This is a genomic window from Peribacillus sp. NPDC055009 (assembly GCF_053608705.1).
In genome coordinates, this window is sequence record NZ_JBSGVZ010000017.1 from 64284 (window position 1) to 90345 (window position 26062).

The 26062-nt window shown below is 42.3% G+C and carries 25 protein-coding genes; all 25 read right to left on the reverse strand.

The window, feature by feature from the left end; genetic code table 11:
• Nucleotides 1-55: 55 nt before the first annotated feature.
• Complete coding sequence (locus tag ACWF5P_RS21035) at nucleotides 56-322, reverse strand: YggT family protein (RefSeq protein ID WP_101224591.1); 267 nt, start codon at nucleotides 320-322, stop codon at nucleotides 56-58.
• A 6-nt stretch (nucleotides 323-328) separates the two neighbouring features.
• Nucleotides 329-793, reverse strand: a complete 465-nt coding sequence (locus ACWF5P_RS21040) for a cell division protein SepF (RefSeq protein ID WP_034313864.1) — start codon at nucleotides 791-793, stop codon at nucleotides 329-331.
• Between the two features lie 21 nt (nucleotides 794-814).
• Nucleotides 815-1486: a YggS family pyridoxal phosphate-dependent enzyme gene (locus tag ACWF5P_RS21045; protein ID WP_434169046.1), complete on the reverse strand. Its 672-nt coding sequence runs from the start codon at nucleotides 1484-1486 to the stop codon at nucleotides 815-817.
• 2 nt (nucleotides 1487-1488) lie between these two features.
• Entirely contained in the window at nucleotides 1489-2316 is an 828-nt protein-coding gene (gene pgeF / locus ACWF5P_RS21050; RefSeq protein WP_230177547.1) for a peptidoglycan editing factor PgeF, read from the reverse strand.
• 54 nt (nucleotides 2317-2370) lie between these two features.
• Nucleotides 2371-2640 carry a YlmC/YmxH family sporulation protein gene (locus tag ACWF5P_RS21055; protein WP_101224588.1) on the reverse strand — a complete coding sequence of 90 codons (270 nt, stop codon included), beginning with the start codon at nucleotides 2638-2640 and terminating at the stop codon, nucleotides 2371-2373.
• Between the two features lie 220 nt (nucleotides 2641-2860).
• Nucleotides 2861-3640, reverse strand: coding sequence for an RNA polymerase sporulation sigma factor SigG (sigG, locus tag ACWF5P_RS21060; protein WP_034313871.1), 780 nt, complete (start codon nucleotides 3638-3640; stop codon nucleotides 2861-2863).
• A 151-nt stretch (nucleotides 3641-3791) separates the two neighbouring features.
• Nucleotides 3792-4511, reverse strand: coding sequence for an RNA polymerase sporulation sigma factor SigE (sigE, locus tag ACWF5P_RS21065; protein WP_034313874.1), 720 nt, complete (start codon nucleotides 4509-4511; stop codon nucleotides 3792-3794).
• Nucleotides 4512-4569: 58 nt separating this feature from the next.
• On the reverse strand, nucleotides 4570-5496 hold the full coding sequence (gene spoIIGA / locus ACWF5P_RS21070; protein WP_101224587.1) for a sigma-E processing peptidase SpoIIGA: 927 nt from the start codon (nucleotides 5494-5496) through the stop codon (nucleotides 4570-4572).
• A 448-nt stretch (nucleotides 5497-5944) separates the two neighbouring features.
• Nucleotides 5945-7105 carry a cell division protein FtsZ gene (gene ftsZ / locus ACWF5P_RS21075; RefSeq protein ID WP_230177549.1) on the reverse strand — a complete coding sequence of 387 codons (1161 nt, stop codon included), beginning with the start codon at nucleotides 7103-7105 and terminating at the stop codon, nucleotides 5945-5947.
• 44 nt (nucleotides 7106-7149) lie between these two features.
• A complete protein-coding gene (ftsA, locus tag ACWF5P_RS21080; RefSeq protein ID WP_137018792.1) occupies nucleotides 7150-8448 on the reverse strand; it encodes a cell division protein FtsA in 1299 nt (432 codons plus the stop codon).
• 255 nt (nucleotides 8449-8703) lie between these two features.
• Nucleotides 8704-9069, reverse strand: a complete 366-nt coding sequence (locus ACWF5P_RS21085; RefSeq protein ID WP_434169045.1) for a small basic family protein — start codon at nucleotides 9067-9069, stop codon at nucleotides 8704-8706.
• Nucleotides 9069-9779 (reverse strand): DUF881 domain-containing protein, encoded by a 711-nt coding sequence (locus tag ACWF5P_RS21090; protein WP_434169044.1) that lies wholly within the window; start codon nucleotides 9777-9779, stop codon nucleotides 9069-9071. The genes ACWF5P_RS21085 and ACWF5P_RS21090 overlap by 1 nt, the downstream gene beginning before the upstream one ends.
• A gap of 42 nt (nucleotides 9780-9821) precedes the next feature.
• The gene (locus ACWF5P_RS21095) at nucleotides 9822-10514 is read right to left on the reverse strand and encodes a DUF881 domain-containing protein (RefSeq protein WP_434169043.1); all 693 of its coding nucleotides are present in this window, start codon (nucleotides 10512-10514) and stop codon (nucleotides 9822-9824) included.
• Nucleotides 10501-11283, reverse strand: coding sequence for an FtsQ-type POTRA domain-containing protein (locus ACWF5P_RS21100; RefSeq protein WP_434169042.1), 783 nt, complete (start codon nucleotides 11281-11283; stop codon nucleotides 10501-10503). The genes ACWF5P_RS21095 and ACWF5P_RS21100 overlap by 14 nt, the downstream gene beginning before the upstream one ends.
• Nucleotides 11284-11413: 130 nt before the next feature.
• Nucleotides 11414-12322 carry a UDP-N-acetylmuramate dehydrogenase gene (gene murB / locus ACWF5P_RS21105; protein ID WP_434169041.1) on the reverse strand — a complete coding sequence of 303 codons (909 nt, stop codon included), beginning with the start codon at nucleotides 12320-12322 and terminating at the stop codon, nucleotides 11414-11416.
• A 353-nt stretch (nucleotides 12323-12675) separates the two neighbouring features.
• A complete protein-coding gene (gene spoVE, locus ACWF5P_RS21110) occupies nucleotides 12676-13776 on the reverse strand; it encodes a stage V sporulation protein E (RefSeq protein ID WP_098371083.1) in 1101 nt (366 codons plus the stop codon).
• A 160-nt stretch (nucleotides 13777-13936) separates the two neighbouring features.
• The gene (murD, locus tag ACWF5P_RS21115; protein WP_230177553.1) at nucleotides 13937-15289 is read right to left on the reverse strand and encodes a UDP-N-acetylmuramoyl-L-alanine--D-glutamate ligase; all 1353 of its coding nucleotides are present in this window, start codon (nucleotides 15287-15289) and stop codon (nucleotides 13937-13939) included.
• Nucleotides 15290-16267 carry a phospho-N-acetylmuramoyl-pentapeptide-transferase gene (gene mraY, locus ACWF5P_RS21120; protein WP_101224579.1) on the reverse strand — a complete coding sequence of 326 codons (978 nt, stop codon included), beginning with the start codon at nucleotides 16265-16267 and terminating at the stop codon, nucleotides 15290-15292.
• Nucleotides 16268-16355: 88 nt separating this feature from the next.
• Nucleotides 16356-17828 carry a UDP-N-acetylmuramoyl-L-alanyl-D-glutamate--2,6-diaminopimelate ligase gene (locus tag ACWF5P_RS21125; protein WP_434169040.1) on the reverse strand — a complete coding sequence of 491 codons (1473 nt, stop codon included), beginning with the start codon at nucleotides 17826-17828 and terminating at the stop codon, nucleotides 16356-16358.
• A gap of 159 nt (nucleotides 17829-17987) precedes the next feature.
• Nucleotides 17988-19910, reverse strand: a complete 1923-nt coding sequence (locus ACWF5P_RS21130) for a stage V sporulation protein D (RefSeq protein ID WP_230177554.1) — start codon at nucleotides 19908-19910, stop codon at nucleotides 17988-17990.
• Between the two features lie 113 nt (nucleotides 19911-20023).
• Entirely contained in the window at nucleotides 20024-22177 is a 2154-nt protein-coding gene (locus ACWF5P_RS21135; RefSeq protein ID WP_434169039.1) for a penicillin-binding transpeptidase domain-containing protein, read from the reverse strand.
• 2 nt (nucleotides 22178-22179) lie between these two features.
• On the reverse strand, nucleotides 22180-22536 hold the full coding sequence (gene ftsL, locus ACWF5P_RS21140; protein ID WP_101224576.1) for a cell division protein FtsL: 357 nt from the start codon (nucleotides 22534-22536) through the stop codon (nucleotides 22180-22182).
• A 31-nt stretch (nucleotides 22537-22567) separates the two neighbouring features.
• Nucleotides 22568-23500 carry a 16S rRNA (cytosine(1402)-N(4))-methyltransferase RsmH gene (gene rsmH, locus ACWF5P_RS21145; protein ID WP_101224575.1) on the reverse strand — a complete coding sequence of 311 codons (933 nt, stop codon included), beginning with the start codon at nucleotides 23498-23500 and terminating at the stop codon, nucleotides 22568-22570.
• 52 nt (nucleotides 23501-23552) lie between these two features.
• A complete protein-coding gene (mraZ, locus tag ACWF5P_RS21150; RefSeq protein WP_034313914.1) occupies nucleotides 23553-23984 on the reverse strand; it encodes a division/cell wall cluster transcriptional repressor MraZ in 432 nt (143 codons plus the stop codon).
• 343 nt (nucleotides 23985-24327) lie between these two features.
• On the reverse strand, nucleotides 24328-25956 hold the full coding sequence (gene bshC / locus ACWF5P_RS21155; RefSeq protein WP_434169038.1) for a bacillithiol biosynthesis cysteine-adding enzyme BshC: 1629 nt from the start codon (nucleotides 25954-25956) through the stop codon (nucleotides 24328-24330).
• Nucleotides 25957-26062: the final 106 nt, after the last annotated feature.

The window sequence follows — 26062 nt, forward strand, 5'->3', positions numbered from 1 at the left end:
CACAGCGGAGGATCTTCCGACTGTGTAGTAAGATGCATGTCAGGTTAATTGTCGATCATCCTATCAAAGTCTGTAAGTAATAGATCCCATAACCGCTGGCAAAATTAAGAACCAGCAAGGCCACAAGTGGTGAAAGATCAATCATGCCAAGCGTCGGAATGAACTTTCTGAACGGTTCTAAATATGGTTCGCAAATCTTTTCCAGAAATTGACCAATCGACGTCTCCCTTGCATTGGGGAACCATGACATCAATATGTAAACGATTAATGCCATTGAATAAATTTCAATTAAATAATATAAACCCTGAAGCACTAAACCCATTAACCATTACCACCTCGCTTCTTCGTACTCCTCTTCGGCGGCGAAGCCGGTAATATTACCGGAAACATCGACGTTGTCCGGGGTACATAAGAATATATCTGTTCCGATTTTTTGGATATCCCCGCTGATTGCATAGACAGTCCCACTTAGAAAATCGATGATTCGCTTTCCTTGGTCATGCTGGATTCGTTGAAGGTTCACGACTACAGCGCGCCTGTTTTTTAAATGGTCAGCTACCTCCTGGGCTTCTGCATAAGCACGAGGCTCCAATAATACTACTTTAGAAGATTTCTGTACGCTTTGCAAACTTACGATATTCTGATTTGTATTATTCCCTGCAGAAGCTGACTGCTGCTGTTTAGCTGACTTCACGACTTTTGGTTCAGCCTCCTCTTCTTCCACTACTTCATCCCTGTACTCATACTCATCATCCAGCGCGAAATAAGATTTAAATTTTGATACGAACGACATCTATTGCGTACCTCCTTAAAATTATTCGCCTACAAGTGCTGTACCAATCCTGATCATTGTAGCGCCTTCTTCAATGGCAATCATGAAATCATTGGACATTCCCATGGACAATTCAGTGCAGGGGGCATGCTTCAACGCTAAATTTTGTATTTCAACCTGGATGCCCTTCAGTTTCCGGAAGCATTCCCGCAAAACCTGTTCATCATCGGTCAATGGAGCCATCGTCATCAATCCTGCAACATTCACCTTATCAAAGTCGGATAACCCTTTTATGAAATCCATTGTCGCGTCAGGATCCAGACCATGTTTTGATTCCTCACCAGAAACATTCACCTGCACTAAACAGTTTATCGGCTCTTTTGCGCGCTTTTGAATTTCTTCTGCCAAAGAAATGCGATCCAATGAATGGATATACGAAATTTTATCGATGACATTCTTTACTTTGCGTGTTTGCATGGAACCAATATAATGCCAGGTGGGCTTGTCCTTGAGCACTTCATATTTAGTCAAAAGCCCTTCGTCACGGTTTTCACCCAAATCGAGTATTCCCGCTTCCAAAGCTTCATTCGCTCTATCGACCGAAACATATTTCGTTACTGCGATCAACTTTATCGCTTCGCGGTCCCTTCCACTATTTTCACATGCTCTATTTATTTTTTCTTCGATGTTTTTTAAATTGTCCACTACTTTCACTATTACTCTAAATCCTCCTTCCAACCGATAAAGCTCATCAATCTGCCTGTCTTCCCGTTATCACGGCGATGTGAAAAAAACAATTCATGATCACAGCTTGTACAGTATGATGTAACGTCGATCTGACTTTTTGGAATTCCTGATTTTTGAAGAATCAATGCATTAAGTTGCTTAAGGTCTAACTGATATTGTCCTTCACTGATTAAATTATAGGGCTTTTCGTCAATATCTACCAGCAAATTCTGCACTAAATCCATGACATAATCATCAACTACATAGCATTTCGAACAAATCGACGGTCCAATAACAGCAAATATCTCACTTGCTTTTATACCCTCACTAAGCCAAGCCTCAACCATTTTTCGTGCAATTCCATTAACGGTACCCTTCCAGCCAGCATGTGCCACCCCAATCATACCATGTGCCGGAGCAAGAAAGTATAAGGGCACGCAGTCTGCATAGCATAGGGTCAATAGAGCGTTTTGGTCCTTCGTATAGAAGCCGTCAGTCGCTTTAAAGGCAGAATCATAATCCATAGCACCTCTCCCGCCATCACGGCTGGTAACTTGACGGATTTTCGTTTCATGTGTCTGCTCGGCACCTATCCATTCATTAAGCGGAAACATCAGCTTATCGGCTATGATCCTGCGGTTTCCCTGGACATCTTCAAGTTTATCACCGACATGAAAACCGGTATTCAATGTTTGAAAATCACCTGTACTGACTCCCCCATTTTTTGTGGTGAAGCCCGCTACGAGCTGGAGATTTTTTTGTCTCCAGCTGTCAATGAGCATATATTGATCTTTTATTAAAACAAATGGCTCTTTCATGCTATAAACCTCTTTATTTTTAGTCTAGTGTATCATATATTTGCGCCATGCACCTTAAAACCGTTCATCTTTCAGTTCTGCTTGAAATACCGTCTGATGTTCAACAAGTATGACATCTGCACCGATTTTTTTTATTTTGCGCCACGGAATCACAATATCCTGATCCCTGCCAAAAAAACCCATCAATCTGGTTCCATTCGAAACGACGATGGCCTCTATTTTCCCCGTGGCCGTATTGATTTCAAGATCTGACATATTACCTAATTTCTTACCATCCGCTATATTGACGATATCCTTAATTTGAAATTCGGAAATCCTGGTCACATCACTCAGCTCCTCAAAATTTCATCATAGATGAAGGTCCTATTCCTATGTATATGACATGATGCGCTCAAGGATGAAGAATACGATAAATAAACGTCCATTCGATTCACGGAAGGGCTTTTCTACAAAATAAAAAAGCCGCTATGGATAAGTAGCTGATAAGCGGGTATCGACATTTTTGCCCTACCCGCTTCAGCTAACTACTTCTCATGCTCAGCTTCTACTGTTGGATATTTTTATTCATTTGCTTGATTGCCGCTTTTTCCAATCGGGAGACCTGTGCTTGTGAAATGCCGATTTCCTCGGCTACCTCCATTTGCGTCTTCCCTTGGAAAAACCGTTTACGAAGGATCATTTTTTCCCGGTCATTCAACCGTCTCATGCCTTCATTTATAGCTATTTCATCAATCCAGGTACTATCTTTATTTTTTTCATCACTCAGTTGGTCGAGTACATAAATCGGATCCCCGCCATCATTATAAATCGGTTCAAAAAGTGAAACTGGATCTTGTATAGCATCTAGTGCAAAAACAATTTCTTCATGAGGTACTTCCAACACCTTGGCGATTTCTTCAGCTGTCGGCTCACGAAGGGTCTGGCTTATGAGCTTCTCTTTTACCTGCAAAGCTTTGTAAGCGATGTCTCTTAAAGAACGGGATACCCGAATTGGATTATTGTCACGAAGATATCTTCTGATTTCTCCAATAATCATCGGTACAGCATACGTTGAAAACTTAACATTTTGACCTAGGTCAAAGTTATCTATCGACTTCATCAACCCTATACAGCCTACCTGAAATAGATCATCTACATACTCTCCCCGATTGTTGAAGCGTTGAATTACGCTTAGAACGAGTCGAAGATTCCCGTTTACCAGTTTCTCTCTTGCTGAAATATCGCCATCTTGCAGTTCTTTAAAGAGTTTTCTCATTTCTTCATTCTTTAAAACCGGTAATTTTGATGTATCCACACCGCAGATTTCAACCTTATTACGAGACAAAATTATTCCCTCCTCACAGGAGCGCTGTACAAAAAACAGTATCTCCGCGGGAGGAAAAAATATGCACATGGCTAGAACAGAAATCCGCCATTATTTTTCAATATAGCTACCAAAGTATTGATTTGATTGACATTTAAGCAAAATTATTTTTTTACACCATTTTATTAAATTCTTTACGAAGCCTCTTAATAATCCTTTTTTCCAAACGCGAAATGTAAGATTGGGAAATCCCCAGCATGTCGGCAACGTCCTTTTGGGTTTTTTCTTCTCCGCCCGCAAGTCCAAAACGGAGTTCCATTATTTGTTTTTCACGTTCGGATAACTGTGTAAGTGCTTTTGTCAGCAGCTTACGGTCAACGTTTGCCTCAAGATCTTTCGTGATAATGTCATCGTCCGTTCCAAGTACATCGGATAACAGAAGTTCATTACCATCCCAATCAATATTCAGAGGTTCATCAAAAGAAACTTCAGAACGGATTTTGTTATTTCTGCGTAAATACATTAATATTTCATTCTCGATGCATCTCGAAGCATATGTAGCCAGTTTTATTTTCTTCTCAGGATTGAATGTATTCACAGCTTTGATTAAACCTATGGTACCAATGCTGATTAAATCTTCAATATTGATGCCGGTGTTTTCGAATTTCCTGGCAATATAAACCACCAGCCTTAAATTACGTTCAATCAAGATCGAGCGTGCAGCTTCATCGCCATTGGGTAATTTATTGATCAGTATTGCCTCTTCTTCCTTTGAAAGGGGAGGCGGCAGTGCCTCACTCCCTCCTATATAAAATATTTCGTCCGTTTTCAATCCGAGCTTGAACAATAGTTTGTACCAAAAATAAGTGAGCCGAAGAATGAATTTCTTCAAAATAATTCTCCCTTCTAATAAACGGATTATGGGTCAAATTTAAGAGTGAATCGATGGTTCAGGAGGCATTTTGCACCGGTATCCCGGTTAACATTTTCGGGTGAACGATAGATTGATAGCTATTGTCTGGAGAGAGTTGCTGAAAGGTAAACGAAACGAGACCCTGCTTGACGTGAAATTCCTTTTCTCCTTGAACGATTTTGATGTAATCCGGTTTGATTGCGGTTAACAGCTGATGTTCATGACCCACGACTTTATAAGGGATGACACGCATTCTTCCTGTCCATGAATATTCGGGCTGCTCTTCCTGACTAATCAGGTTATCAGGGTTTTTAAAAAGCTCCAGCATATCGTCCGGAATTCCTGCTTCCCCGCCAGAAAGAGAGATGATCATTACTGGGGAACGTGTAATCGGGTCATATAGTTGATTGCCGCTATCCACCAATCCATGAAATTTTCCTTCGAAGTCAGAAATTTTAACCGAGACCGAAACCATTTGTTCATGTGTAAGTTTTGTCATCTCCATTCCTTCAAGTGTTCGCTTGGAAAATTGCCATGCGAGCGGGAACCCGATCATTACGAATATCCAGCTGACAGGATCCCCAAAACGGTTGATTCCTGCATATTGACCAGGGTCCTTTGACACGATTTGGAATTCAAATAGGTAATGTAGTCCCAGAAGGATTCCTCCCGATAAAAACGTCACGAAATATAAAGTGGCCACCGATTTCATGAAAAGTTTTAACCTATTAAACCCAAAGGTTGCCAGCACCATGACCAGGGATACTAAAATCTTCATATACACTCGGTCGGCAATTGCATAAAAAGGAGTGAATGCCAATACGATAATGAAGGAACCAATCAGCCCGCCGATGCATACCCGCCAAAGAGCTACCCTTCGTTTGAGAATAATTGCGGTCCAATATAAAAGGAGGCAGTCAAATAACCAATTCAACAACCAGATCACATCTAAATATAAAGTCAAAAACCCTCCCCTCCTTTTATGAACTAACCTTCCACTAGCAAAAAGTATAGCGTACCTGCCCTTAGAAAGTGTGTCACTTTTTGTACTGAAAACTTAAGAGTTTTTCAGTCATTTTTACCCTTTTTGTAGAAAAACAGCTATTGATATTTTCATTACAGTCATGGAGACTATCCTGCTCCCTTTTACTTCTGTCGATTTATGTTATAAAAGTTTAATAATTTATTGCTCTCATCTTTTTGGATTCCTTCTGCCAAGGCGATCCGTCAGATACCGCTGAGTGACATGCAGGCAAGAACAAAGATACTATTATGCAGATTGCGCCCTGCACTTCGGTCAGAGTGATAAAGCTGAAGAATGCCCCCATTATGATTGGACACTACTGCTTTTAAGGAATTCATTTAAACGACAAAAAACCGTCCCCAAATTGGGACGGCATGTGACGTCGATATTAACGGCGTCTATTACGGTTACGGAGGAATGTTGGAATATCCAAGGCCTCATCACCTTGATTTGCATTACGTGCAGGCTGTTCATTGACTTCTTCCCTTTTCACTTCCCGCTTCACGTTTTGCTGTGGCGTTTGTTGTTGTGTCTGAGGTCTTGATTGCTGCTGTTGTCCGAGTGTTGGACGTCCAGTAGGCCGTATTGAAGCTTCAACCTCGTTAAAGCCTGTTGCAATTACCGTAACGACGATTTCATCTTTTAAGTTTTCATTGATAACCGAACCAAAGATCATGTTTACGTCTTGATCGGATGCAGTAGCCACGATATCGGCCGCTTCCTGGACTTCAAATAGACTTAGGTTCGTACCACCGGTAATATTCATCAGTACGCCTTGGGCACCATCAATCGATGTTTCAAGCAACGGACTGGAAATGGCTTTTTTCGCCGCTTCCGCCGCACGGTTTTCCCCTGATGAGATCCCGATTCCCATAAGTGCGGAACCTTTGTTGGACATGATGGTCTTCACATCGGCAAAGTCCAAGTTAATTAGACCTGGAACAGCAATTAGATCTGAAATCCCTTGTACACCTTGACGAAGCACATTATCTGCTTCACGGAATGCTTCAAGCATTGGCGTGCTTTTATCGACGATTTCAAGGAGGCGGTCGTTTGGAATGACGATCAGTGTGTCAACCGATTCCTTCATGGATGAAATGCCGCCTTGTGCCTGTGTTGCACGTTTTCTGCCTTCGAAGGTAAATGGACGCGTAACTACGCCCACTGTAAGTGCTCCTAGATCTTTAGCAATGCCCGCTATGACAGGAGCAGCCCCCGTTCCCGTACCGCCGCCCATTCCAGCCGTTACGAATACCATATCGGCACCTTTAAGCGCTTCTTCGATCTGCTCTTTGCTTTCTTCTGCAGCTTTTTTTCCTACCTCGGGATTGGCACCTGCACCCAAACCGCGTGTAAGCTTTCCACCGATTTGCATTTTGATTTCTGCTTTTGATAGATTAAGAGCCTGTGCATCAGTATTGACAGAAATAAACTCAACTCCCTGTACACCATGCTCGATCATTCTGTTTACCGCATTGTTTCCGCCGCCGCCAACACCTATTACTTTTATCGTTGCTAATTGTTCTAGATTAGAATCAAACTCCAACATGACAATCCTCCTATTTTGACGAAATTCCCGATTCTTAATGATTGTTATTCAAAAAAGTAACCTAGGATTTTTTTGAATTTAGATTCACCTTTTTCACCTTGTTTTTTAGCCGTGTTCTCTTTGTTTTTCTGAGAAACCTTCTGGCTGCGCTGGTCGTTATCTTCTTGTGCTTGTCCAGCTGCTACAGGAGTTTTATTAGCGGTGTTTTTTTGCATTCTCTCTTTCTTGCATGCGTGTTTAATCAAACCAACAGCTGTCGTGTATTGAGGTTCCCTGACACCGATGTAATTCGGTTCAGCTGTCCTTACGCGGTTTTGGAACACATATTGAGCAAGCTCCAGGACTCCTGGCATCTTGACGACGCCCCCGGTCAAAACGAAACCACCCGGTATATCCTGGAAGCCAAGTCTCCTCAAATCATCTTGAATCAACTCGAATATTTCGGTCACCCGTGCTTCAATGATATCCGAAAGCATTAACTGGTTACAGGTCTGCTGCTGATCGCTGCCGATGATCGGTATTTGGAATACTTCATCTTCAGACGCGTCATCATAAAAGGCATGTCCATGCTTCACTTTTATTTTCTCAGCTTCTTCCATCGTCGTCCTTAGAACGATGGAAAGATCCTTCGTAAGTGTTTCCCCGCCTATAGGTATCACAGACGTATATTGTAAATAGCCTTGTTCGAAAATTGCCAGAGTCGTGGAACCTCCGCCAATATCGACAAGTGCCACACCAAGTTCTTTTTCATCCTTGGATAATACAAGGGAACCTGCGGCTAAAGGCTGAAGGGCGATATCGGTTATTTCTAACCCTGCCCTTTCCACACAGCGCAGCGTATTATGTAAAATTGTCCGAAGACCTGTGATTAATATCCCTCTCATTTCCAACCGGACACCTATCATGCCCCTTGGATCACTGATTTCATCAAGTTCATCAACTTTGTAATGGATCGGCACCACGTCGATGATTTCCCTGTCGGATGGTATCGTTATTAACTCCGCTGCTTCCCTGACACGGAAAACGTCATGCTCGGTAATCTCTTTATTGTCACTGGATACCGCTACTACCCCATGACACGGCTGAAGCGTCACATGATTTCCGCTTATGCCGACGATTACCTTTTTTATCTCCATCCCTATCATCCGTTCTGCTTGCTCTATAGCCTTTTGAATGGATTGGACGGTTTCATCTATGCCGACGATCGAACCCTTTTTGAGCCCCTCTGATTTAACATTTCCCACGCCGATTATATTTAATGTGTCATTGACCATTTCCCCAATGATAACTTTTACACTGGATGTACCGATGTCAAGACTTACGTATATTTCGTTGCTGTTCATTCCATGGCACCTCCTTCAGTTTTATACATGTATTAGTAGAATAACATTTTTATATCGAAGACTTATACATTATAGAATAACAGAACTGATTACAACAACTGACGAATTACATAGATAAGCGTTTCATTTTGTATTTCCCGAACAAAACTCGTACTTTATGGTGCATATTGTTCGCTTCTCTACGAGACTGATTTACTAAAAAAACTAGATACTGCCATAAACTATTCGTCATTTATAACTTAATTCCCTTTAAAATTATCGATTTTTTTTCTGCTTTTTCCGGGAAATGGACCATTTTTCAATCAGGATCCTTCTAATCAGGGCAATATTTTGAAACAACCTTACGCCGAACACAAAGATTGCGGCTAAATATAAGTCTACACCAAGATGTACACCTAGAAAAGCCAAACCTGCGGCTAAAATAATATTAAAGAAGAATCCCGTTACAAATACTACTTCATCATAAAGATTTTGCAAATGAGCCCGTATTCCCCCAAATAAGGTATCAAAAGCAGCAAGCACGGCTATGGAGAGATAATTTGAATATTCATGGGGAATATCAAAATCCACCAAAAAACCAAGCGTGATCCCAATCAATAGTCCGAAAACCGGAAGCCACATTACGATTCCCCCCCATCCATAATGGGTTCCATGTGTTTTACATCAATATCATTTTGGTAGGCCGGCAATGTCAAACCACCGGTAGGCACCTTAATCTGCACTTCAAAATTATCTATAAAGAAATCATCCATAAGTTCGGAACCTTCTATGCGCTGCTTCAGTTTCATTGGATTAACGGTTATTGCCTGCAGTTCGACCGGGTAATGAACAAGAGGATATCCGTCCATTTTCGGCTGCCCATTAATATCACGAATAACCGATGTTGATATATACCTTTGTCCTGAAATGGAAATTTCGTCAGCGCCATACCTATACATTTCATTAATGAGCCGAATGATCAATACAGGTGAAATATACTCGACCTTCTCACCAAGAAGGATATCCTCTTTGATAGGCTGTATGGAAATGATGACCCCTTTACCTTTTATTTCCGTCAAACCTGCGTCAGTCTTTAATTCGATCAGGGTGTCACGCAATACTTCTTCTTTACTCTCATTTTTCTTTGTTTCATAGGATGCTATTTTTCCCTCAAGCTCACTGATACCCTCTATTAACTCCGCCTGGGTCTGCTGTTCTTTCAATAAATCATTTTTCAGCTCCCACATATCCCTTGTATCGGATATGACAGGCTGATTCACCAAATTGAATTGAATAGCGAGCATGAAGCCGGCAATCAATGTAACCAAACTAAAAGAAAGCTTTTTATTCATTTCCAGTTTCTCACCAATCTTTCATCGAATCCGGCGGTCTGATCACCCTCCAATAATTGGATCAAAAATGATATTCTTTTGCTTTTCGACTGTAAAGATAATATTCTCATTAACCAGCTGTTCCTTGATGCCACCGGGCAGGTCTAGTGAAGCAGCCAGGACATCCGGGTCCCCTATCGCAGATATGATGAAGGGAGCAGGATGCTGATGGCCATCGATTGTAATCACTGGCCCATTACAGATTATGTATGAATCATGATTTAACCTTTGACCGTTAATCGCAACTGCCTCTGCACCTGATATGTATAGTTCATTGACGACCTTGAAGACATGCTGTTCATGAACGAGGTAGTTATTAACATTGGCTTCCGACTCCATATCTGTACCATCTTCAAGCGTCACCTGAAGGCCTGATCCTTTCACCTTCACTTTTCCGAGAAACATCCGGTATTTTTCCGTTTCCTTTGCCAAATTGAAAAAAAGCTGCTTTTCCTGAGCTAGGTCTTTTTCTATTTGGGATACATTTTCTTGCTTCTGGAGGAGTTCCTTCTGAAGTTCGCGGTTCTGCTTCTCTTGTTCGATCAGCTGCTGCCTGAGCTCATATTCCTGGTCCCAGTCTTTGTCCTTCCCTGCACCTTCACCTTCTTTGGTCAGATTGTAAGAGAAGGCAATCATGAATCCGAGAACCACGCAAACCAGGGGCAAAACCACCCGTTTGCCATTAATTTTCCTCATTGGTGTCTTCCTTTTGTTCAGCGTCTTCATATGCTTTAAAATAAGAACCCACTTCCAGATCGATGACTCCCTTTACCTCTGGATCCAACTGGCTGACTATCGATGGATAGTGAATCATTTTCTCGTATAAAGTACGGCTTGTCGCACTTACTTCAAACCCATCGTTCATATACATGACGATATGATAGTCATCGGTTTTGGTTGGAGAATAATGAATTTCTGAAATGGCATTCTGAATCTCGACAGGAAGCTTGTCCAGCTCTTCTAAAAGCAACTTTAATGCTTTACCCTCTTTGAAACCAATTAAAACAGGGGCAAATACTGGAATTTCGCCTGTTGCTAGCTCCTCTAAAACGGACCCGTTTTCCAAAATGGGTGCAAACTTCCCATTATTGGACAGATATGCCATCCTGTTATGTTCCGAAACCGTGATTTTAATGGAATTGGGAAATACCGGAGTCACCTTAACGCTTTTTATTTCTTGATTTTTTTTGATATTGGCTGCTGTTGCCCCTGTATCAACCTTCCAGATGCTTCGATCCTTCTTCACCTTACTCAATTTAATGATCTGTTTGGAAGTAATATAACGATTCCCCTCTACCTGCACGGATTTCACATAGCTCAACGGGGATAAGAAATATAGCACACAAGCAACAAGAATGAAGAAAAGGGAAAGCAAAAGAACAAGCCGCCTGTTTGCTTTGCTTTTTCTTAATTGTTTTAATTTCGGGATGCGGTCCTCAATGGAAACGATTTTCCCCTTTTCCATCCCCTTCACCTCTTCCTGAAAAAATGGATGGTTCTTGAAAGTGTGAAATCAAGACAAACTCAATATTTGGCTATTTACAAACTTTAAAAGGTAACACATTATATCACAATATTTGGATATAATGAATCCATTATTTTCTGCCGATAATTTCCACTTCTGTTTCCATTTCAATTTCAAATTTATCATACACAGTATCCTTCACATGCTGTATCAAGGCTTGAACATCAGCTGCACTTCCATTACCTGTGTTAACGATAAAGTTCCCGTGCATTGGTGAAATCTGGGCTCCTCCAATAGAATGTCCCTTCAGGCCTGCATTCTCGACCAATTTACCTGCATGATGTGGAAGTGGATTCCTAAATATGCTCCCGGCACATGGAAGATTATACGGCTGGGTATCTTTACGGTAATTCTTGTTATTCTGCATTCTTTCGACGATTTCGGTTTTATCGCCCTCTGTCAATTGAAATATTGCTTCCAGTACGATACCCGGTCTTTTCTTCTGAAGCAGAGAAGTTCGATAAGAAAACTCCATTTCTTCCTTCGAAAGCCATGCTAAAGTTCCATCTTCGAAAAGAACATGTGCCTCCTTGAGAATTTCACTCATATCGGAACCGTGTGCACCAGCGTTCATATAGACTGCTCCGCCGACGGAACCAGGAATTCCACTGGCAAATTCCAATCCTGCATACCCTTTTTTACTGATTTGCACGGACAGGCTGACAAGTGATACCCCAGCTCCTGCTTTTATCTCCGTCCCATTTATCTCGAGATGATCAAGTCCTTTACCCAATTTAAGAACGGCACCTTCAATTCCGCCATCACTGACAAGTAGGTTCGAGCCCCTGCCGATTACCCTCCATGGCATCCCATGATTTTTAATGACCTGCATCGTTTTTTCTATATTTTCAATGGATGACGGCACGATGAATAAATCAGCCGGCCCCCCAATTTTCATAGTTGTATGATTCGCAAGCGGTTCCTGTTCAAGAACTTTGCCGATTTTCATTTCAGTTAATTGCTTTATCACATTATCCATGATAAACCTCCTTGTTGTTCCAAAATTCCAAGTTATAAATTTTCATTTCCTCTTCATGAGGTCCCTTATATTACAAGATTAATAACGCCTTTTAGCAGAAAAATGAACAGAAGCAAGCCCCAGTACGGCCTAACCCTCTTATACTATAGTCTAAACAAAGCCGTATTGCCAATATTTATTGTGGATTCCTCAACATTCATACATGGTAATATTTAAGCGACATTTCATTTATTTCTAAATTTCGGCAAGGCTCCCTCCAAAATCGTTTTCCGGCAAGGGTTTTCAATGTAAAAAAAGGGAAGCCCTGCGTTTAACAGGACTTCCCTTTTGCTCAACCATATATTTTTCTTATTTCAGAACCTTGAATAACGGCTAATATTCAGGAGCACCCCAATCGCCATCAACATGAGCGTCAGTGATGAACCGCCATAGCTTAAGAGGGGCAAGGTGATCCCCGTAACTGGCATCAGTCCCGTTACCACCCCTATATTAATCATCACTTGTATGGCGACCATCGCAATGATTCCCACCGCTACAAGGCTCCCATATAAATCAGGGGCACCAAGTGCGATCCGAATTCCCCGCCAAAGCATGAGCGCAAATAATAAAATGACAAGAGAGCCCCCGATGAAGCCAAGTTCCTCTGAAAGGATGGCAAAAATGAAATCAGTCTGCGGTTCTGGTAAATAGAAAAACTTTTGGCGACTTTGCCCGAGTCCCAGGCCGAACAATCCACCGGGCCCGATTGCATAAAACGATTGAATCATTTGAAACCCGCTGCCTAAAGGGTCTTCCCAAGGATCCAGGAAAGACGTGATCCTCTTTATCCGGTAGGGCGCCGACAAAATCAAACCGATAAAACCTGCTACCCCGATTAGCCCCAACCCGACAAAGTGACTGATCTTTGCCCCGGAAATAAAAATCATGACGATGCACGTTCCAACCATTACCGTTCCCGTTCCAAGGTCCGGCTGTAACATGATCAAACCAAATGCCAAAAACACTAAACCCAAGGATGGAAGCATCCCTTTTTTAAAGGAGGTGATCAGCTTTTGCCGTTCTGATAAAAACTTAGCTAAAAAAGCGATCATTGCCAGCTTCATGAACTCAGAAGGCTGGACCGAAAAGGCACCTACACCAATCCAGCTCCTCGAACCATTTCTCGCCATCCCTATACCCGGTACAAGTACAGCCAGTAACATAATGAAACAAATGATGATAAGAATCTTGGCCCATGTCCGCCACGTCCAGTAATCCACATTCATGATGAAAAACATGGCTATGACACCAACGCACGCAAACAGCAACTGTCTTTTAGCAAAATAAAACGAATCATCAAATTTATATGTTGCCCATATGGCACTCGCGCTGTAAACCATGATTAATCCAACAGTCAAAAGACTTAAGGTGACGATAATGAGAATGAGATCAGGATTCGATTTTTTTAATGGCACGGACATCCACCTCTAGGAAGTTTTTCGAGCCTGCGAATATAAACATCTTTGCTGATTGCTTGTCAGCACTTTAGTCAAAAAAAAAGCGATAACGGCTCATTATCGCTTTTTTCCAAGGTGTCAACGTAGAAGTAGGTTCACTTCTCTTTTGCGTAAGCTCTTACTTAAGTTTATGCACGGCCTCCATAAACATGTCTCCTCTTTGCTCAAAAGTTTTATATTGATCCCAGCTTGCACAAGCTGGGGAGAGAAGAATGCAGTCGCCTTCATTTGATAATTCAAATGCAGCCGGCACGGCCTTTTCTACATTATCGACACGTTTTATATTCGCTATTCCTATTTCTTTTGCTATCCGTTCAATTTTTTCTGCAGTTTCACCAAAAGTTATCACGGCTTTGACATTTTTCATCGCCGGTTTCAACTCATCGAATTCATTTCCGCGATCCAAACCGCCTGCCAATAAGATGACAGGTTCCGTAAAGGATGTTAATGCTTTGGAAGCTGCAAGAATGTTCGTCGCTTTCGAATCATTATAAAATTTACGGTTATCTATCGTTGCGACAAACTGCAGACGGTGCTCCACACCATAAAATGTTTTCAGTACAGTCTGAATGGCTTCGTTAGCTACACCCTTCAGTTTTGCCGCCGAGATGGCCGCGAGCACATTTTCCAAATTATGCTTTCCGGGAAGGGCTATCTCTGAAACTTCAATGATTTTTTCTCCTCGGAAACAGGCGGCGCCATTTTCCACATAGGCTCCATTTTCATGTTTCACTTCAGCTGAAAAAGGAACAAGTTCAGCCTTGGTCTTTTTCGCCATGGATAAAACAAGATCTTGATCTGCATTATAAATCATGAAATCTGAGGCTATTTGATTTTTTGTAATGGCAGCTTTTGCTTCGACATATTCCTGTTTGGAACTGTGATAATCCAAATGTGCATCATACAAATTTGTCACGATTGAGATTTCAGGACGAAATTCGTCTATTCCCATTAACTGAAACGACGATAATTCAATGACGATCGAGTCATCGGGTTTTGCTTTTTGGGCAACACCAGAAGCAACTGTCCCGATATTACCGGCAATCAGCGGGGATTTTTCACCGGTTTTCAACATTTCGTATATCAATGTTGTCGTGGTCGTTTTCCCATTTGTACCTGTGATTCCTATGAAAGGTGCCTCACTTATCTGATAGGCCAGTTCAACTTCCGTTATAACTGGAATCCCTTTTTCCAATGCCCCTTTTATAATAGGGTTCCGATAAGGGATTCCCGGGTTTTTCACGATCAGCTCGAAACCTTCATCAAGGAGCTCGATCGGATGACTGCCGCAGATGACTTTGATTCCCTGTTCAAGAAGTCCTTGAGCCTCAGGATTTTCCGATAATGGCTTCATGTCATTGACTGTCACGAATGCACCTAATTTATGTAGAAGCGAAGCTGCCATCACTCCGCTTTTTGCCAAACCCAATACTAATATCTTTTTCTCTGAATACTTTGCAGTCTCTTTCAATTATATCCACACCTCTAAATAGATTCCGAGTACCGCACACAGCAGCCCCACTGTCCAGAAAGTCACGACGACGCGCCATTCCGACCAGCCGGAAAGCTCATAATGGTGGTGAAGCGGACTCATTTTAAAAATACGTTTACCAGTCGTTTTAAAAGATCCTACCTGCAGGATGACCGAGAGCGTCTCTATGACGAAGACTCCGCCAATGATTACCAGGAGGATTTCAAGTTTCGTTAACAAAGCGATGGTTGCGATCGCTCCTCCAAGGGCCAAGGAACCCGTATCCCCCATGAAAACCTTTGCTGGGTGTGCATTGAATACCAAGAATCCAAGTACTGCACCGACAACCGCCACCGAAAAAATAGCGACATCATATTGTGACTGACTCCAGGCCAAAATGGCAAAAGCACCAAAGGCAATGGCTGATGTTCCTGAGACAAGTCCATCAAGCCCATCCGTCAAATTGACGGCATTCGAAAAACCTACAAGCCAGAAAATAACGATAAACAGATAAAACCAGCCAAAATCAAAAGCAAAGTCAGTGCCTGGAATCGTCAATTCAGGATTAAAACGGTCTGTCTGCTTAAAGACGAAGTAAAAGATGACCGAAATCACAATTTGTCCAAGCAGTTTTTGCTTGGAGGTCAGTCCCAGGTTTCGCTTCATGACCACTTTGATGAAATCATCCAGGAAACCTAATAAACCAAAACCTAAAGTAACGAATAGTAATAAATACGTTTCGGTTGATGGTGCCGAGAATTTCAAAGTCATGATCAGTGTAGCGATGGTAACAGATAATAATATGACCAGACCGCCCATGGTGGGTGTTCCCGTTTTCTTCAGATGCGATTGTGGGCCTTCTTCCCTGATACTTTGCCCGAATTTCAATCTTCTTAAAAACGGGATGAAAATCGGCGAAAGAAGAACGGTTACTAAAAACGCCACCAAAATCGTATAAAAAATCACTTGTTCCAACATTCCTTACTCCCTCATTCCTAACACAATTCAAATATAAAATTCTGCTTGATGTCTTTTCTTATTTGCTCCAGGGCAATCTAGCGCCGGTTCAAACTGAACCTAAACGACTTTGAATCGCCTTTTCCGCTTCTTCACGGTCATCGAAGTGAAGCACTTCGTCACCGACCAATTGATATGTTTCATGACCCTTTCCAGCTATTAATATAACGTCGCCCTCTTCCGCCTTGGAAACAGCGTAAGCTATCGCCTGCCTGCGGTCTTCGATAACCGTATATTCTTTGCCTGCTACACCAGCTTCCATATCCCGGAGGATCTGGGCAGCATCTTCACTTCGCGGATTATCCGAAGTGAAGATCGGGTCAGTCGCCAATCTGCAAGCAATTTCGGCCATGATGGGACGCTTTGTCTTGTCTCGGTCCCCGCCGCAGCCCACTATCACAAAGATTTTCTTTCTAGCAAACTCACCAACAGTTTTGAGTACATTTTCTAAGCTGTCCGGAGTATGAGCATAATCAACAATGACCGGGAAGTCCTGATTCGCTGTAATGAGCTCAAAACGGCCTGCAACACCTTTTATTTCCTCGATGGATTTAATTGTCTCATCCAGATCGTTACCGGCGCACAGAGCGGCAGAGATGGCAGATAGTACATTATAAACACTGAATTTACCAATTAGCTTCAGCTGAATGTAACGCTCTTCTTTACCTGCTGTCAAGGTGAAAGATGTGCCATTTGCATCAATTTTTATATCCGTGGCCCTGATATCCGCTTCTTTGTCTATGCCGTATGTTACCACTGTCGCAGCAGTCGCTTTAATGAAATCGGCTGTTGCCTCATCATCAGCATTAAGCACAGCATATTTAGGACGATTTTCTATGTAAGCATTGCCGAGCTGTGAGAAAAACAAGGATTTTGCTTGCCTGTATCTGTCCATGGTCTTATGAAAATCCAAATGATCCTGTGTAAGATTCGTAAAGACGGCAATATCATAATCACAGCCATGGACGCGTCCAAGCTCAAGTGCATGAGATGAAACTTCCATAATGGCCGTGGTAACTGATGCTTCGGTCATTTCATGAAAAGCCTTCTGCAGCGTAACGCTATCTGGCGTCGTATTCTTGGTTTCATATACCGTATCGGCAATTTTTGTATACATCGTGCCAATCAAGCCTGTTTTTTCTTGTCGATCCTCGAAAATCTTTTCCAATAAGTGACTGGTCGTCGTCTTTCCATTCGTACCTGTAATTCCGATCAAGCGCATCTTTTGAGTCGGATGGCCATAAAATGCATCGGCAAGCACCGCCATCGCCCTGCTCGAATCCCTGACTACGATCACGGGAACATCGAGGTCAAGCGGCCTTTCGGCAATGACTGCTGCAGCTCCATGTTCTACAGCAAGTTGGGCAAAATCATGACCATCGACTGTATAACCTTTTATACAAACAAATAAACTTCCGTCTATGACTTTACGGTTATCATTTTCAATGGAGGTGATTTCAGGATTCTCTCCTTCATACGGAAATAAGGAGTGTAAATAAGATAGTAATTTGTGAAGCTTCATTTTTCCATCCCTCTCAACTTAATTTGAGGATTCATTATATGTGATTAGCCTCGGCTTGTCGAGAAAACCAATTTCAATTATACGGGGTTATCCCGACTCCGTAAACAAAGCGGCTGATGATTCTTCAGCCGCTTTAACTATTCATATATTATATTATACTTATTCTGTATTTTCGCCAAGATAAATTCTTATTGTAGAGCCTTGTTTTACTTTAACGCCTGGATCCGGGGCTTGATTTATGACTTTATCCCCATTTCCGGCAATATCCAGCTTAAGGTCGATGAGCTGGGTTTGCAACTCTTTTTTGCTGAGACCCACAACGTCAGGTACCTCGACCATTACGGGATCCGTCCAGACCGTTTCCTTCTCAATCTGGTTTTTCCTTGGCTTGACGCCCATGGCCCTAAGTGAATCCTCCATGATGTTCCCAACGATCGGTGCGGCTACTACCCCACCGAATTGTACCGTCCCTTTCGGATTATCCACAGCTATATAAACGACGATTTGCGGATCATCCGCTGGAGCGACACCTATGAATGAGAGAATATAATTATTTTCAAGGTATCGGCCATTTTCAGCTTTTTGGGCGGTACCCGTTTTCCCGCCGACCCGGTACGACTCCACGAAAGCTCCTTTACCGCTACCTTGGGCGACAACGGATTCAAGTGCTTGACGGACTTTCTTAGAGGTTGCTTCTGAAATCACCTTTTTCTTCGCCTGTGGGGTCTTTCGCATCAGCACTTCCCCATTTTTGGGGTTCACTAGTTCCTTCGCGATATAAGGTGTATACAAAGTTCCGCCGTTCACAGCAGCCGATACCGCTGTCACCTGCTGAATGGGCGTTACGGCTACACCTTGTCCAAACGCAGTCGTTGCCTGCTCAACCGGACCCACTTGATCCATGTTGAACATGATTCCTTTTCCTTCTCCGGTTAAATCTATCCCCGTCTTTTGCCCAAACCCGAAATCATTTATATATTTAAACAGCTTGTCTTTACCAAGCCGGTTCCCTAATTCAACAAACCCCGGGTTACATGAATTCTCGACGACTTCAAGAAAAGTTTGGTCACCATGTCCTCCGCTTTTCCAGCAGTGCAGTGTAGACCCTGACACTTCCACATGACCGGAATCATAAAAATGTTCCTTTTCTAAGTCGACCTTCCCTTCCTCAAGCGCCGCAGCAAGCGTGATGATCTTAAAAGTCGAACCTGGTTCATATATACTCCAAACTGGTAAATTACGATTATACACTTCCGAAGGTACATTTTGGAAATTGGCTGGGTCGAAGGTCGGCCTGCTGGACATTGCCAATATTTCCCCGGTATTCGGGTTCATTGCAATGGCAATTATCCCATCGGGATCATATGTCGCCTCCGCATTATCGAGCTCCCTCTCCACGATTGTCTGGATTTTGCTATCGATTGTTAGCTTCAGGTTATCGCCATCAACAGGAGGCTTATAGTCATCGGCCATATTCTCAAGCCTTTTCCCTTTCGCATCCGAGTAAAATTTAACGAATCCTTTTTCCCCGCTTAGTTCCTTATCATAAGACAATTCAATACCCATCAACCCTTGATTATCGGAGCCCGTAAAGCCAAGAACATGCGAAAGGTATTCACCAAATGGGTAATGCCGCTTTGAATCTTCAGCGATATAAACACCCTTTATCCCTAATGCTTTAATTTCCTTCGCCTTTTCATGAGATATCTTTCTGCCTTCCGGAATCCTGACGCTCATCGCCTGTTTCGTTAACCATTGATAAGCCTTTTCCTTTGTCATATCCAATATTGAAGCAAGCTGTTCCGCCGTCTCCCCTGGATTCTCAATCTGCCTTGGGATGACATAGACCGTTGGCGCAGATATATTCGTTGCCAGCTCGACACCATTCCGATCGAGGATTTCTCCTCGTTTGGCTTCAAAAGGAATATTCCTGCTCCAGGAATCTTTAGCCAGCCCCGTCAACTTATCCCCAAGATAAAACTGTACAATTCCCAATCGGATATCAATGATAAAAAAAACAACGATACCGATCGCCAATGCGATTGCCAGCCGTTTTCGGACAGTAACATTCGAAACACGCAAAAACAGGCACCTCCATTTCATACATGCTTCAATATATGCTTGTCTAATCGATGCTAGACTAGAAACCTTGAAAGAAATAAAGAGGGAATCCATTTGGGATCCCCTCTTTATCTTCACTCTGTTTTCTCTTTAGTCGGTATATCTACACCAGCCCCTTCAGGCTGGGATAATTCAATATTGATGGTTTCTCCTTCCTTTACTTTTTTCCCGGCCTCAAGACTTTGTTTACTCACATATCCAGCACCTTCAGTTTTCAGATCCAGTTTTGCAACCTTAGCCAATTTCATAACATCGCGCAGGGACCATCCCTTCATGTCAGGAACATTCATTTCTCCTTCAGTCCGAAGTATTATCTTTTCACCCTGTAAGAGTATACTCCCGGCTTTTGGTGATTGATCGAGTACTTTACGCCCACTCCCGATCGTACTTGTATCATAGCCAAGTTCCTTCAGTTCTTTGACAGCTGAACTCTCGGTTTGATTCGTATAGTCTTTGATTTTATTTGCTTTTTGTTTTTTAACATCAGAAGGTTTGATGTTTAGATATTGCAGGCTATTTTGCATGACAGGATTAAATATCTCTGACAATGGATCAGCCCCAACATAAGATGCACCTAACTTCGGCTGCTTGACCGCCACATACATGACCAACTGTGGATCATCTTTTGGAGCCATGCCTAAAAAGGAGAATACATAGTTATTTTTCCCTTCTAAATACCTACCTGTCGGACCTGGAATTTGTGCGGTACCGGTTTTTCCCGCTACTTCATAACCATCAATGGCATATTTTTTCCCAGTTCCTTTTTTCGCGGAAATTACCGTTTCCAAATAATCACGTACCTGTTTTGCAGTTTCTTCCGAAATCGGTTGCCCTGTCACTTTCGGCTTTGTCGTTTTCAAAGTTTTTCCGGTATCTTGATCGGAGATGCTTTTTATTACGTATGGCCGCATCATTTTTCCGTCATTGGCTATTGCGGATGCAGCTTGGATTTGTTGAATTGGTGTAACGGTCGAACCCTGTCCAAAGGCAGTAGTCACTTTTTCAAGCTTATACTTGTATTGAATTTTACCGGTTATCTCGTTCGGCAGGTCAATTCCCGTTTTTTTATCAAATCCGAACTTAGTCAAATACTCACGAAAAGTATCCGCTCCTATTTTATCCATTGCAAGTGTAGCGAAAGCGACGTTGGAGGAGCGCTGAACCCCTTCAAGAAAGGTCATGCTCTTCCCTCTTTCGATTCCGCTATGATCTCCGATTTTCCCCGATCCGGCTTTGTAGGTTCCTGCAACAAAGCTTTCATTCGGATTAAAGACCCCTTCCTCAACAGCCGCGGCAAGGGTGAATGTTTTCATGGTTGATCCCGGTTCGAAGGTTTCTTCAATAGCCAGGTTACGCCATGTATCCGTAAGCCCGACTTTCGTTGTCGGATGGAAGGTAGGCCTTTGCCCCATCGCCACAATCTCCCCCGTTTTTGGATTGGAGACAATCGCTATGATTTGTTCGGGATCGTATTTTTCCTGCACTTTGCTCATCGAGTCTTCCAAGAACGTTTGTATTTTCTTATCGATGGTCAGCATGACATCATTGCCATTATCTGGGGCAACCACCTTTTCCTCCTTATCTGGTAAAAGGAAGCCCCATGAGTCACTGTCATATGTCAGCTTCCCATCCGTTTCCTGCAATTCTTTATTGAGGTACCTTTCAATGCCGAACTTACCAGCCATTTCTTCTGTTTCTTCATCCTTTTCTACATAGCCAATCAGATGGGAGGCGAAAATCCCATTAGGATAGAAACGTTTATTGGTTCTTCCGAATGTAATTCCCGGCAGTTCCAATTTTTCTATTTTCTGCTTGACGACCTGAGTCAAGTCCTTGCCGGCACTGCCAAATTCCACCTGGTATGCCCCGTTCGTAAGTCTTTCATAAATGTCCTGTTCATCCATGTCGATATATTTTGCAAGCTTACTAGCGGTCATCTCCGGATCCTTGACATGCTCGGGCTCCTTTTCACTGAGTACAGCCCTTAAGATATAGGAGGAAGTATCCTCGGCGATGACTTCCCCCTTTGTATCGAGTATGCTTCCCCTTTTGGCTTCTATGACCTGTTTTTTTTCATATTTCTTGTCGATTTTTGAAGCCAGTACCTCCCCGCCTGCTGTTCCCGTCACCTGAATATACAAAAAGCGGCAGACTAATACAAAAAAGAGCAGGCCGAATAAGAAGAATAATCCGGCTGCCCCATGCTTCATATTTTTTTGTTTCTGCATTATCACTGCACACCCTTCACATTATTCTCATTTAACTTGAACCCTAGCGCTGCAGCTTTTTTCCAAATTCTTTCGTATGTACTAAGTTCAGCAACCTGCACTTTCAAATCATCATTCACTTTACCCTGTTCTTCAATCGACGTTTCCACTAGCTGGATCTCTTTATTCGTTTCATAGATGGCCGCTTGATTTGAGACTATTTTCACTCCCATGAAGGTAACCATGATAGCAAGGGCACATAGTAAGAATACTTCACCAATGGATATCTTCGCTTTACGGATGACCACCGTTTGATGTGTCTGTTGCTGCTGTTGGTCTTCATATTGCTGTTCTTGTATTTTTTTGGCTATGGAACTCATTCATGTTCCCCCTTACTGTTTTTTTCTGTAATTATTGCTTTTCGGCGATTCTTAGCTTGGCCGACCGGGAACGATTATTCCCTTCCAATTCTTCTTCCGAAGGTAAAATCGGTTTTCTCGTAATTATTTTCATGGTTGGCTTGAATTCATCCGGGATAACTGGAAGTCCAGGCGGAAGGTCAGGAATGCTACTGGCCTTTTTAAATACCGTTTTACAAATTCTATCTTCAAGAGAATGAAATGTAATGACAGATATTCTTCCCTCTTTATCCAAAAGCGATATGGCCTGCTCCAAGGAGTCTTCAAAAACACCAAGTTCGTCATTCACAGCGATTCTTATTGCTTGGAACACTCGTTTCGCAGGGTGTCCGCCTTTACGTCTTGCCGGGGCCGGTATCCCATCCTTTATTAACTCCACAAGCTCGAACGTCGTTTCAATCGGTTTTATTTCACGTGCCGCTTCAATTTTCCTGGCAATTTGTTTCGAAAACTTTTCTTCTCCATATTGGAAGAAAATTCTCAGCAAATCATGGAATGACCAAGTATTCACGACATCATAGGCAGAAATGGCAGCACTTTGGTCCATCCTCATATCCAAGGGTGCATCATGGTTATAGCTGAAACCACGCTCTGGTGTATCCAATTGTGGGGATGACACGCCTAAATCATAAAGGATCCCGTCCACTTTCTCGATTCCCCGGGCATTCAACTCTTCTTTTAAGTATTTAAAATTATTAGGAACAAGAACAATACGTTCGCCATAGCTTTCCAATTTTTCCTTAGCATTCCGAATTGCCGTTTCGTCCTGATCAAAAGCATAAAGCCTGCCTTTATCAGAAAGCTGTGAAAGCAAGTATTCGCTGTGACCGGCTCCTCCTAAAGTACAATCCACATAAATTCCATCAGGTTTGATGTTCAATCCATCAACCGTCTCTTTTAATAACACTGTTGTATGTTGAAACATGCTAGACATCCTTCCAATCGGTTATTGAGTGACTCTATTTCTGAGGGCAGCCTTAAATATCAAAGCCAATCATATTTTCTGCTATCTCAGCGAAAGAATCCTCCGAAGCTGAAAAATAGTTTTCCCAAAGGGATTTGCTCCAAATCTCAATACGATTGGTAACACCAAGAATTACACATTCTTTTTCCAATTGGCCATATGAAGTAAGCGGCGTGGGGATATTAATTCGCCCTTGTTTATCAATTTCGCATTCTGTAGCTGCTGAAAAGAAAAAACGGGTAAAGGCTCGGGCATCTTTTTTTGTTAAGGGCAGGGCTTTCAGCTTTTCTTCAAGCAGCTTCCACTCTTCCATAGGATAACCAAATAAACATTGATCGAGTCCGCGGGTAAGAACAAATTGCTCCCCGAGATTTTCCCTGAATTTCACCGGGACTATCAAACGGCCCTTAATATCGATGTTATGATGGTACTCTCCCATGAACATACCCACTACCCCCACATTCTAATCTCAATGTACCACATTCCCCCACCTTTCTCCACTTGTTTTTACTTTCTCCTTCCAAGTAAAAATTCCCTTCTTTTCTTCTTAAGTTTATTTAGGCAAATTATTCAAAGAACCGCGCGTTTCCCTCGAATGGACTCAGACTAAGACGCAGACCCTCTATTACTGTCGAAGGACTACCGGACAAGTGCCCAGAAAACAAAAAAAAGACAGGCTTTAGCACCTGTCTTTTTTTTTACTTTTTAATCCCTCCGTCAGGATTGGTAAGTCGCAACCCATAAAAAAAATGATTAGTCCGCCACTTTTCCCCAAAACGGATGATTTTCTAAATGAAAATCAATTTATGCTGATTATTGAACCGGTATTCCAGTTTCATCATATCCCGAACGAACTCTGGCCCATATTGATTCAAGTAATAAAACACATTCCAAATCCGCTCCTGGGGTGATTCAAGAGGGTAAAGTGAATTTGCTATCCGTTCATATTTCTTCAATATGACCGAATGCCGTTCCTTTGTACGGTCACCGATTTTGCCATACATGAAATTCAATTGCTTTTGGATGAATTCGATGTTTTTGTTCAACATCGGCTCAAGTCCTCTATCTAAAGAGACAGCATGGACAAATAGCTTTTCATGGTTCTCTTCAAGCTGCGATTTCAGCGTCCCAAACAGATTGTCAATCGTCTCATCCTTTACGGAATCAAGGTAACTTTTCACCGCATTAGCGGTTCCTTCAGTCAGAACAGTTTCCAAACTGAGTTCCATTTCTTCAAGATCGCTATGGATACTGCGCTCCACCAGCGTGATGTTTAACCTAGGAATGATTGGCGGCATCTTCATGGAAAACAACTCAAATACCTTTTTCAATTCGGCCCAATAAGCTATTTCCCCTGGCCCCGAAACGAAAGCCAATACAGGGAAAAGCATTTCCTGCATAAGCGGGCGTGTAATGACATTGTTGCTTAATCGTTCCGGATGGTTTTTGGCTATCTGCAAGAGTTCCAGCTCGGTAAATGATACCTCACCGTTTTTTCCGCTGAAACCGCCTTCTACACGCTCGAGTAAACATCGATCTTTTTTTTCTGGATCATAATAAAATAAATTAGCAGCCTGTTTATCCATTTCAATCATTTTTGCATACCCTTTCGCATGCATGAATGATTGCTGTTCCTCGACCATTTCAGCAATCCGTCCACTTTCATTGACCATCGATTCAAAATATGCCTTCTCAATTCGCCTTAATTCCGGATCTCCGGCATCGACTAGTAAAAGTCCATATTCTTTGAACCATTCATGAATCAGCCTGGCGAAGAATTCGACGAAGGTATTCGATTGCTTAATGGTTTCCTTCATATCAATCAGGAGTTTATTCGTAAAGGCCGTTTCTCCATATGTTTCAATGATTTCCTCAAGCCATTTCTCTGCCTTTTCCGTTTCCAGCTCCACGTCAGAAACCATTGTTTTATACGGTTGATAGGAAGGATAGGTTTTTTTATCGGGTTTACCATTTTTCATGACATAAACATGATTGACTTCAGCTAAATCATGATCTTCTCCAGCTATCCAAAAAACTGGAATGACTGGCTGCCCCAATTCTTTTTCCTGTTCTTCCGCAAGCTTAATGATCGAAATTACTTTATGAATGGTATACAGCGGCCCTGATAATAACCCAGCCTGCTGTCCTCCAATCACAACCACGGAATCATCCCTGCGCAACCTTTCAATATTCCCATTAACTGCCTCACTGAATGAAAGACGAGACATGTATTGTTGTATGTAATCCGACAATTCATCACGTGAAAAAGAGCGGTTCGTCAATTCACTATATCTATTGTGATAAATGTCAGGCTTTGCTAAGTCATAGTGAAAATAATCCTCCGTTTCAAGACGGTTTTGTAAATAGTCCGATGCAAAACGGTTTAAAGATGGTAACGCGAGATCTTTCATCTCCATTTCTGTTCTCCCTTTCTCTGCAACTACAATTCTTTTTAGAGTATAACATTCCGGTTTAAGAAAACAAAAGAAGTTGCCCAGCAGCAGAAAATTGATGCGATGTTCT